The 10,971-nt window shown below is 64.1% G+C and carries 9 protein-coding genes; all 9 read left to right on the forward strand.

Annotation, left to right across the window (positions count from 1 at the left end; translation table 11 throughout):
• Window positions 1-11 precede the first annotated feature (11 nt).
• Complete coding sequence (locus V6767_RS11155) at window positions 12-800, forward strand: hypothetical protein (protein ID WP_448473566.1); 789 nt, start codon at window positions 12-14, stop codon at window positions 798-800.
• Between the two features lie 186 nt (window positions 801-986).
• Entirely contained in the window at window positions 987-1,181 is a 195-nt protein-coding gene (locus tag V6767_RS11160) for a YtcA family lipoprotein (RefSeq protein ID WP_448462859.1), read from the forward strand.
• Between the two features lie 4 nt (window positions 1,182-1,185).
• Window positions 1,186-2,220 carry a multidrug transporter subunit MdtN gene (gene mdtN / locus V6767_RS11165; protein WP_448473567.1) on the forward strand — a complete coding sequence of 345 codons (1,035 nt, stop codon included), beginning with the start codon at window positions 1,186-1,188 and terminating at the stop codon, window positions 2,218-2,220.
• Window positions 2,204-4,063, forward strand: a complete 1,860-nt coding sequence (locus tag V6767_RS11170) for an FUSC family protein (protein ID WP_448473568.1) — start codon at window positions 2,204-2,206, stop codon at window positions 4,061-4,063. Before mdtN ends, V6767_RS11170 begins: the two co-directional genes overlap by 17 nt.
• Window positions 4,060-5,547, forward strand: a complete 1,488-nt coding sequence (locus V6767_RS11175) for a TolC family protein (protein ID WP_448473569.1) — start codon at window positions 4,060-4,062, stop codon at window positions 5,545-5,547. The genes V6767_RS11170 and V6767_RS11175 overlap by 4 nt, the downstream gene beginning before the upstream one ends.
• A gap of 56 nt (window positions 5,548-5,603) precedes the next feature.
• Window positions 5,604-6,719, forward strand: coding sequence for a calcium:proton antiporter (locus tag V6767_RS11180; RefSeq protein ID WP_448473570.1), 1,116 nt, complete (start codon window positions 5,604-5,606; stop codon window positions 6,717-6,719).
• A gap of 20 nt (window positions 6,720-6,739) precedes the next feature.
• Window positions 6,740-8,428 carry an aspartate-alanine antiporter gene (gene aspT, locus V6767_RS11185; RefSeq protein ID WP_448473571.1) on the forward strand — a complete coding sequence of 563 codons (1,689 nt, stop codon included), beginning with the start codon at window positions 6,740-6,742 and terminating at the stop codon, window positions 8,426-8,428.
• A 16-nt stretch (window positions 8,429-8,444) separates the two neighbouring features.
• The gene (locus V6767_RS11190; protein ID WP_448473572.1) at window positions 8,445-9,293 is read left to right on the forward strand and encodes a hypothetical protein; all 849 of its coding nucleotides are present in this window, start codon (window positions 8,445-8,447) and stop codon (window positions 9,291-9,293) included.
• Between the two features lie 176 nt (window positions 9,294-9,469).
• Window positions 9,470-10,564, forward strand: a complete 1,095-nt coding sequence (locus V6767_RS11195) for a linear amide C-N hydrolase (RefSeq protein WP_448473573.1) — start codon at window positions 9,470-9,472, stop codon at window positions 10,562-10,564.
• The last annotated feature ends 407 nt before the right edge of the window (window positions 10,565-10,971 follow it).

A 10,971-nucleotide genomic window follows, 5' to 3' on the forward strand; every position in this document is an offset into this window, starting at 1 on the left:
TGGCATGTCCGATGGCCCTGACGGCGCAGGCAGCCGACCTGTCCGTCGCGCCGCCAGCGCCCAAGCCGACCGCCGCCGTGGAAACGCCGGCCGAAGGCTGGCAATTCGAGATCACGCCCTATGTCTGGATGACCGGGATGTCTGGCGATGTGTCGCCCTTCCGGCGGGCGCCCACTGTTCACATCGACAGCAGCTTCTCCGATATCCTTGAGGAGCTGAACATCGCCGGCTTCGCCAATGCCTGGGGGACCAACGGCGCCTTCGGCTTCTACGCCGACCTGATGTATGTCGATACCACCGCGAACGAGGCTTCCGGCCCGGTCGCGATACCGGCCTACGGCATCACCGTGCCGGGCATCAACGTCAGCGTCGACAGCAAGCTGTTTTCCGGTTCGCTGTTCGGCGCGGTGCGGCTTGCCGAAACTGATGACTTTCGTCTCGATGCGCTTGGCGGCATCCGCTTCGCGCATCTCACCACGGAGGTGACCGCCACCATCCCCTCGGTCCCGCGCGCATACAGCGCGAAAAGCGAATTCGGCTGGGTCGATCCCGCCCTCGGGTTCCGGATGGCCTACGATGCCGGCGACCGCGTCAGCCTCGTCGGCCAGGCCGATGTCGGCGGCTTCTCGGTGGGCTCGGACCTCACCTGGCAGGCCATGGCGACGGTCAACTACCGGATCAGCAAAGCGACCGCGCTCTCCTTCGGCTACAGATACATGTCGATCGACTACGACGATGACGGGCATGTGTTCGACACCGTCCTGCAAGGCCCGACGCTGGGGCTGAGTTTCAGGTTCTAGTCCCGAACTGTCAGCCCTGACGGTTGACAGGCTTTCCTGCTATGCAGGATAGTCGTTCCTGCGCCACAATCCTCAGGGGGCGGAAAAATAACAAGACTGGGTGCTTGCGTGCGTATAACGGGTTCAATGCTTCTCCTTATGGCGGGAATTTTCGCGCCGTTTCATGCGTTTGCGAGCAGCAGTCCCGTGATTCCCTTCTTCGGCGCCTATTTCCCGTCCTGGATCGCCTGTTCGCTGATCGGCATTGTCGGCGCGGTCGTCGTGCGTCTGGTATTCATCAAGATCGGCCTTGACGATGTGATGCCGCTGCGCGTGATCGTCTATCTGTTCCTGGCGATCGCCATCGGGCTCGCCGCCTCCCTCATCCTGTTCGGACGATAGAGCCATGCTGAGCCCCAAGACCGCCGCCCTCGCCCTCATCCCCGTCATCGTCATCGGCGCCACCGCCTATCTCGGCTGGAAGCACATGGCCCGGATGGGCGCCGATATCCTGTCGCAGGATGCGACCCTGACGGCCCCGATCACCCAGATTTCCTCGACCGTTCCCGGCCGGATCTCGGAAATCCACGTCGCGGAGAACGACAAGGTCGAGAAGGGGCAGCTGCTTTTCGAGATCGAAGACGAATCCTACCGCCTCCTCGTGGTCCAGGCCGAAGGCGACCTGAAGGCCGCCGAGGCGATGCACGAGACCCAGAAACGCAATATCGACGCCGAGGCCGCGAACGCGGAGATCGCCCTGCAGCAGATCGAACGCGCTCGCGTCAATCTGGAACTGGCGCAGGAAACGCTCGACCGCCTGCTGCCGCTCCAGCCCAAGGGCTACGTCACCGATCAGGAAGTGCAGGACGCGCGCACGGCCAAGCGCGATGCCGAGGTATCGCTCGAACAGGCCTTGCAGCAGAGCAAGGCGGCGGACGCGCTGGTCTCCTCGCCGGAGGAGACACTGGCCCTGATCCAGAGCCGGCAGGCGGCCCTCGACATCGCCCGGCGCAATCTCGCCAACACGAAGATCTACGCGCCCCATGACGGGCGCGTGGTCGGGCTGACGACATCGAGCGGCCAGTTCGTCGCATCCGGCGCGCCGCTGTTCACGCTCGTCAACACCGGCGATTGGTACGCCTCGGCGCTCTACCGCGAAGCCGAGCTCGAAAAACTGCCGCCGGGCACCTGCGCCTCGGTTTATGTGATGGCCGACCGGTCCGTCGAGATCAAGGGCGTGGTGCAAGGCATCGGCTGGGGCGTGATCTCCGGCGGCGCGATCGACATTCAAAGCGCCCTTCCCTATGTACCGAAGGAACTCGACTGGGTCCGGATCGCGCAGCGCTTTCCGGTGCGCATCAAGCTCATCGATCCGCCGGAAAACCTGATGCGCATCGGCGCATCCGCCTCGACAGTGGTTCGCCATGGCGAGCACTGCTGAGCGCAGCGACTTCAGGCGGCGGTCCCACCGCCTGATCGATGACCTGATGCCGTTTCCCGGACGGCTGCGGCTGTCGCTGTCGATCGGCGCGATCTGCGCGATCTCGACCGTGCTGTCGATGATGTACCATTTCCCGGAAGCAGCCATCGGCTGCTATCTGGTGATCTTCCTGATGCGCGCCAATGCCGCCGAGAACGTCGTCACCGGCATTGGCATCATCATCGCGGTCAGCCTCGTGGTGTTCCTGCTGATCGGCATCATCAACCTCACCATCGACTTTCCGCCGGCGCAGATCGCCGCGATCGTGATCGCCTCGTTCATCTTCCTCTATCTCGATTCCGCCACCAAGGCCGGCGAACAGGCCGGTATCGTGGCCCTCGTCATCGCCTTCGTGCTGACGCTGCTCGGCAATGTGCCGATCGGAGAGATCGCGACCCGGGCCGTGCTCTACGCCTGGGCGATGGTGTTCGTGCCGATGGCGGTGATGGCGGTCTACAACCTGCTGTTCGGCATTCCACCGCAGAAGCTGTTGCGCGAGGCCATCGCCGAACGGCTGGAGCGTTCCGCCGATGTTCTGGAAGGACGAGAGGACGCCCGCGTAAAGCTGATGGATCTCATCGGCGAGGGAACCGCCGAACAGGAGAAGCGGCTTCTGCTGATCAAGCTGCTCTCCATCCTACGCGGCCGGGCCTACGACTTTCTGGAGCGGACGCAATCGCACAGCTATCGCCTGATCCTCGCCATTTCGGCCCTTCCGGGGGAAGACCCCTCAGACGATGCCCGCCTGGCGCGGCAACGCCTTGCGGCCGATTGCCGCGCGCTTGCCGCAGCGGTGCTGGCCAAGAGGGACCTCCCCGAACCCGAGACTTATGCCGACCTGCCCGCAGAGCTGGAACCGGTGGCCGACGCGCTCGCCGATATCAGCCGCGTCACGCCGCTTGCCAAAGGCGCCCCGGTGGACGATCCACCGGTCGCGCCCGACATTTTTTCCCATCCGCGCCACCTGCATTTCGCGCTGAAAACGACGCTGGCCGCCGTCACCTGCTTCTTCATCTATACGTCGATCGACTGGCAGGGCATCCACACCGCGATGATCACCTGCTACGTCGCCGCGCTCGGCACTACCGGCGACACCGTCCACAAGCTGGTGCTGCGGATCACCGGCTGCCTGATCGGCGCATTTTTCGGACTGCTCGCCATCCTGTTCGTGATACCGCAGCTCGATTCGGTCGGCGGACTGGCCTTCCTGATCTTCGCCGTCGTGTCGCTGGCCGCCTGGGTTTCCACAGGCAATGAGCGCATTTCCTATGGCGGCGTGCAGATCGCCCTCGCCTTCCTGCTGACCGTGATCCAGGGCTTCGGCCCCGGCACCAGCCTGAGTGCCGCTGGCGACCGCATCGTCGGCATTCTGCTCGGCAATGCCGTGGTCTATGTGATCTTCACCAATATCTGGCCGGTCAGCGTCAAGGACGAGGTCAAGCGGCGCACGGCGGCGGCAATCGCCAAGCTGAAATCGCTCGCAAATGCGGACCAGCCGGTGCGCCAGGCCTCCACCGGGCTCGTCGCGTCGATCCAGACCGATCTCGGCGTTATCCGCGAAGCGGTTGACATGGCCTCCTACGAGCCGCGACATATGCGTCCGGGGAAAACCGAGCGTGAAACCTATCGCCGCGACGCCGCCATGCTGGAGGATCTGTCGCTGGCGCTGTACTTCAGGCGCGTGGTCGATGCTGAAACGCAATCCCGGCTGGCGGTCGCGGAGCGGCGCATTGATGAGGGCGAGACCGCCGCAACGGAGCAAACGGCCGGGATGGAACAGGCGGGAACGGGAGAGAGCCGATGAGACGACATCTGATGCCTGCCCTCGGCCGCGGCGCGTTTCTTGCCATGATGCTGGCGCTTTCCGGCTGCGTTGCCGACACGCTCGCGCTTGCCCCGCAATCGCCCGACGCGCAATGGCAAGCCGGCGATTCCGCCGGCGAGATGCGCCGGCAGGCCGAGGCAAGCGGCGCGCTGGCGCTCACCGCGCCGGCTGTGGACGAAAGCCGGCTTTACAGCCTGCCGCAACTGATCGACCTCGCCCAGCGCAGCAACCCCGATACCCGCGTGGCCTGGGAGCAGGCCCGCCAGGCAGCACTCGCCGTCGGCATGGCGGAGGCGACCTACCTGCCGGTGATCACCGCTAATGTCATCGGCGGCAGCAACAACAATGCCGCCGAACTGCCGATCCCGATCGGCGGCAGCGCCTATTTCAATTCCAACATCAATGGCGTCGTGCCGTTCATGGCGCTGCAGTGGCTGGCCTTCGATTTCGGCGGCCGAAGCGCGGTGGTGGAAGGCGCGAAGCAATTGTCGCTTGCCGCGAACTACCAGTTCAACGCCACCCACCAGCGCCTCATCTTCGAGGTCACCAGCGCATTCCACGATTACAACGCCGCCCGCGCCCACAGCCGCGCCGCCGGTCAGGCGCTTGCCAACAGCCGCACCGTCTATGACGCGATCAGGGCCCGACGCGATCGCGGGCTCGCTACCTCCGTCGATCTCGCCCAGGCCGAGCAGATCGTGGCGCAGGAGGAACTGCGCGTGGTCCAGGCCCGCGGCAGCGAACAGGATACCTATCAGGCGCTGCTCGGCGCGGTCGGCCTCTCGCCGATGACCAAGCTGAAGATCGAGGACACCAGGGATCGCAGGCTTCCGCGCGCCTCCAGCATGCCGACCGAGACGATGATCGAGATCGCGCTCGCCAACCGCCCCGATATTTTCGCCGGCTATGCCGCGCTGGAGGCGAGCCGTCAGGGCGTGAAGAAGGCGAAATCCGATTTCATGCCGAAGATCGGCGTATTCGGCACGCTCTCCACCTATGAGACCCAGCTCGATGCCGCCGGCCTTCCCGCGGTGGAAAACAGCGGCCTCAACGGCAACATCATGTTCGGCGCCACCATCCCGCTCTACGACGCCGGCATGCGCGACGCCAATCTGAAACAGGCCCAGAGCCGGGTCGAGGCCGCGGAGCGCAATTTCGATCAGCTGAAGGATGCCGCCGCCCGCGAAATCGTGGTCGCCTCCAATGCGCTGACAACCGCGATCCAGGCCAATGATTCCGCCGTCAAGCTGCGGCAGGCGGCCTACAAGACCTATGATTCGGCGCTGGAATCCTACCAGAACGGCGTCGGCACGGTCTCCGCGCTCGCCACGGCGCAAAACGGCCTGCTCGATGCCCGGCTCGCCGAGGGCGATGCGCGCGAGGCGGCATTCACGGCCGCGGCCAACCTCGCCTTCGTGCTCGGCACGTCGACGAGCGCGATACCCGCCGGGACGCCACGATAACAGAACGCCAGTTCGGGCATTGTGACCGCAACAGACAGCCGAGAAGAGAGAAATCCATGCACGCCCGCAAGTCGATCCCCCGGTGGAGCCTATTGCTGCCCCTCGCCGCCCTCGCATGGGCCGCGCTTGAGATCGCGGGTGTGCTACACGACACCGCCATGATCTTCGTGTTGCCGGCGATCCTGCTTCTTGGCGGCTCGGTGTTCGCCTCGGTGCTGCATGCCGAGGTGCTGGGCGCCAGGCTCGGTGAGCCGATGGGCTCGATCATCCTCGCCTGCTGCGTGACGCTGATCGAGGTCGCGCTGATCATCTCGATCATGCTGTCCGGCATCGAGGGCGGGGAGGAAGTTGCCCGCGACACGGTATTCTCCGCCGTGATGATCGTGCTGAACGGGATCATCGGCCTTTGCCTCGTGCGCGGCGGGCGTATCTATCACGAACAGAGCTTCAAGCTGCCCGCCGCCTCGGCGGCGCTCGCCGTGCTCGGCACGCTTTCGACGCTTGCCTTCGTGCTTCCCAATTTCGCGATTTCCGGCGCGGACAGGCAATATTCCTGGGCGCAGCTTCTGGTGATCAGCCTGTGTTGCCTGACGCTTTACGGTGTCTTCCTGTTCGTGCAGACCGTGCGCCACCGCAACTATTTCGTCGACGACGCCGATGAGGCGCCGCCAGCCGGCGAAGAGGGTTTCTTCCCCGAGCACCCCGAAAAGCCATCCGCGCGGATGACCGCGATCAGCGCCGTCATGCTGCCGGTGTCGCTGCTGGTGGTCATTCTGCTTGCCGAGGCGCTGTCGCACCCGCTCGACCGCGCGATCACCGCAGCCGGCCTGCCGCATGCGCTCGTCGGCGTGGTGATCGCGGCGCTCGTGCTGTTGCCGGAAGGCATTTCCTCGGTGCAGGCGGCGGCGAAGAACCGAATCCAGCAGAGCATCAATCTGGTGCTGGGCTCGGCGCTTGCCAGCATCGGCATGTCGATCCCGATCGTGGCGCTGGTGTCTATCTTCATCGGCCAGCAGCTCACCCTCGGCCTGGAGCCTGAGCAGATGGTGATGCTGCTTTTGACGCTGTTCGTCAGCACGCTCACGCTCGGCACGGGACGGACGACGGTGCTGCAGGGCGCGGTGCACCTCGTCATCTTCGTCGTCTTCGTCCTCTTGACGCTGGTGCCCTGAAAACGGAGTGAACGCATAACATGCTCGACTGGCTGACAACCACGCTGCGCGACAATGTCGAAATCCCGCTCTTCCTCGCTTTGTTCGCGGGCTACACATTTGGGCGGGTCACGATCGCGGGTATTTCGCTCGGTGATGTCACGGCGACGCTGCTCGCCGCGCTGGTGATCGGCCAGATCGGCATCACCGTCTCCGATGACGTCAAGACAGTGTTCTTCGTGTTCTACCTGTTTGCGGTCGGCTACAGCGCGGGACCGCAATTCGTGCGCGGCCTCTTTTCCGGCGGTTTGCAGCAGGCGGGTTTCGCCGCACTCGTCTGTCTGATGAGCCTCGGCGCGGTCTATCTCGCCGTCCGCCTTGCCGGCTACGACGTCGGCATCGCCGCCGGGCTCTACGCCGGCTCGACGACGACGTCCTCCGCCCTCGGCCTGTCCCAGACCGCGATCGGACAATCGGCGATCTCCGCGGCCGCCAAGACCAGCGCCAACCAGATCCTCCCCGCCGCCTTTTCGATCAGCTATGTGATCGGCACATTCGGCTCGGTGGTGATGCTCGGCATTCTCGGGCCGAAGCTGATGCGGGTCGACATCGCCGCCGCCTGCCGGGATTATGTCCGCCGGGTCGGCGGGGCTGCCGACCGCAGCGGGCGCGGCACGGCCTGGCATCAATATGTCGCGCGCGCCTACCGCGTCGACGAGGGCGCGCCGCTCGACGGGTTGACGGTTTTCGAGGCCGAGCACTTCTTCAAGGGGCACCGCCTGTTCGTTGCGCGCCTGCGCCGAGACGGCGCGATCACCGAGGCGACCGCCGACACGGTTATCAAGCCCGGCGACGTGCTGGCGTTTGCCGGCGAGCGCCACGTGCTCCTCGGCGAGATCGGCCGGGTGCTTGCGGAAGTCGATGACGCCGAGCTACTCGGCGTCCAGGTCGAGGGCACGGATATTCTGGTGACGGCGAAGAATATTCACCGCAAATCGCTCGCCGAACTCGCCCATATGCCCGAGACGCGCGGAATATTCCTCACCGGCATCCGACGCGGCGCCATGTCGGTCGATATTCCGATCCTGCCTGACACAAGAATCTATCGCGGCGACGTCGTCACCGTGGTCGGGCGCTCTGCGGATATTTCGGCGGTGGCGAGGAAGTTCGGCTATCTCGACCGCGAGACCAACCGCGCCGACATCGCCTTCATCGCCGCCGCCATCATCGTCGGCGCGCTGATCGGTTCGCTGACGCTCAGGGTCGGCTCCGTTCCGCTGACGCTGTCGACGGCCGGCGGCGTGTTGCTGGTCGGCCTGATGTTCGGGTGGCTGCGCTCGATCCGCCCCGCCTTCGGCCGGGTGCCGCAGGCAACGACCTGGTTCATGAACTCGATCGGGCTTAACATGTTCATTGCTGTCGTCGGGCTTTCGGCCGGGCCGAGCGTGGTTGCGGGGCTGAAGGAGCTCGGCTTCGTCTTCGTGCTGTGGAGCATTTTCGCGGCCGCGCTGCCGATGCTGCTGTCGATCTATATCGGCAAATACATCTTCCGCTTCGATGATGCGATCCTGCTTGGCTGCTGCGCCGGCGCGCGCACGGCCGCCGCTCCGCTTGGCATGATCACCGACAAGGCGGAAAGCCAGGTGCCGTCTCTCGGCTTCTCTGTCCCCTATGCTACGTCAAGCACGATCCTGACCCTGTTCGGCATCGTGATCGTGCTGATAAGCTGACGGTGCGGACGCGATGATGAACCAGAAAGCCCAAAATCCCGCAACAGAGCCCCATGAAGAGGCGCGCGGCCCCTGGCCGTTCGTGACGCTCCGCCGGTATCACAGGGCCGGACGGCCGCTTCTGTGGCTCGCCCGCGACCACCGCAAGGGCCTGTTCAGGGAACGGCGCGCGCTGGAACACACCCGGGCAGCGCCATGGCACACCGCGCGCTACAACTGGATCATGGGGCTGATCTTCTGCATCGGCTCGTTCCTGTTCATGCTCGGCAGCGTGCTGGCGCTGTTCCCTTCGCTGACCAAGGGCCTGCCGGACTGGACGACCAATGTCACCTTCTTCGCCGGCTCGATCCCGTTTACCACCGCCGCCTATCTTCAGCTTTTCCAGGCGGCCAATGCCGACGCGACCTATACCAGCGGCGCGAAGCGGCCGAACCTGTTCGGCTGGGACCCGAAAAGCGTCGGCTGGATCAGCGCGGCGACCCAGTTCGTGGGCACCGTCGCCTTCAACTTCAACACGTTCGACGCCATCAAGACGCCCGCCGGCTGGCTGATGCAGAACGCGGTGATCTGGCTACCCGGCATGATCGGCTCGGTGCTGTTCCTGGTTTCGGCCTATCTCGCCTATATAGAGACCAGCCATGCGCACGATATCCGCCCGCGGCGCGAGCTTGCCTGGTGGATCGTCGCGATCAACCTTCTCGGCTGCATCGCCTTCATGATCGCCTCGACGGTCGCTTATGTGCCCCATGGCACCGATCCGCAATGGGCGCTCGATGCTTCCAACGCCAATCTCTGGTTCGGAGCCTTCTGCTTTTTCGTCGCCGCCGCGTTGAGCATGGTGGAGGCGCGCCACGCGGCGCATTGAACAATGGCGTCTGTTATGCTGAAACCGACAGGACAAGGGGGAGACCGGATGAGGGACAAGAACCATGCCGACTGTTCGATCGGACAGTGCACGAAAACACGCCGTCACGGTAATCTGATCCGCCTTCGGTAACCGCGAACGAACTATCAGGTCAGCAAAGCTTCAAAGAGGATACCATGTGCACATCGCTTCTTCTCAAAGACCTTTCGGGCTCCGTCTATGCGGGGCGCACGCTCGAACTGCCGGTGGAACTTCCCTATCTGGTGGCGTACCTGCCGAAGGGCACGAAGCTTTCATCGAAGGCCGGCGACCACGCGCCACTGAATTACGATTGCAAATATGACGTGTTCGGCATCGTCGTGCCCAATGGCAGCGCAGACGACCTGAAGGTCGTCGAAGGCCTGAACGATGCCGGGCTCAATTTCAGCCTGCTCGCCTTTTCCGAGACCCATGGACCGGACGACACGTTTGCCGCCGACGTGCCGGTGCTTTCCGCGATCGATCTCGGCGCATGGATGCTGGCGCGCTTTTCCACGGTCGCCGAGGTCAAGGCCGCGCTGGAGGAACAGCCAGTGCTGGTCGATCCGCTGGCAGCCCTTGGCGGCGTCGTGCCGCCGTTCCATTACACCGTTCACGACATGACCGGCGCCTCGATCGTGATCGAGTTCTTCGACGGCAAGCGTCATGTGTTCGATAATCCGACCGGCGTGATGACCAACAGCCCGCGCTTCGACTGGCATATGACCAATCTCAACAACTACACCCATCTCAGCAATGTCGACCATTCCAGCGCGACTTTTCTCGGCCAGGACTTCATTCAGCCGGATTCGGGTATCGCCACGGTCACGCTGCCGTCCTCCGATACCGCCGTCGATCGCTTCGTGCGCGCGGTCTACTACGCCAATTTCTCCGAAAAGACCGACGGCCAGGACGCGACGATAAGGCAGCTCGGCCACGTGATGAACAAGTTCGACCGCCCCAAGGGCGCTTCGGTCTATTCCAGCGCCAAGGCCAGCGCCCTGACCAAATCGGCCGGCGACCTGACGGGCCAGACCGGCGGCGCCCCGCCCGAATTCATCACCGAATATACCTCGTGGATCACCCTGATCGACCTCGCCCGCGGCGCTATCTTCATCCGAACCTATAACAGCCTCGGCTATGTAAAGTTCGAACTGGCGACACTGAAGGAGCAAGCGTCGACGCCGAAAATCATCCCGCTGAATGCCCTGGACCAAACCGCCGGGGATGCTCACGACCTGATCGCCGTGTGATGTGCCGCCAACACGACAAACTTCGGGAAGGCGTTGCGCCCTGTACTCTGACCTGACTTCGAGGACGTCGCATCGCGGCCTTCTATAGACCGTTGATCGTATCGGCGACGGCCTTGTCATAAGAGGGAGCCGCCGAGCGATCGATATGCCTTTAACCGGTCACCTGTCGATCTGGCGAACGCTGGCCCGGCGTCGGAGCCGAAGTGCGTGCGCGGGTTACAGGTTATCGCAGACAAAAAAGTTGCGATACTTGAGCAGACAGAGTCCTGCCTGATCATCAGCCAGATCGACGTCCGTGGCCCGCCCCCCCCAAATCGCCGGCCGGCCCCGGCGCCCCCGCAGCCCGCCATCCCCACTTAAACCCAACCGGGTTTACCGAGGCATTTTTTTAAAATTTTAACCGCTTT

It is taken from the genome of Martelella sp. FLE1502, from assembly GCF_053484255.1.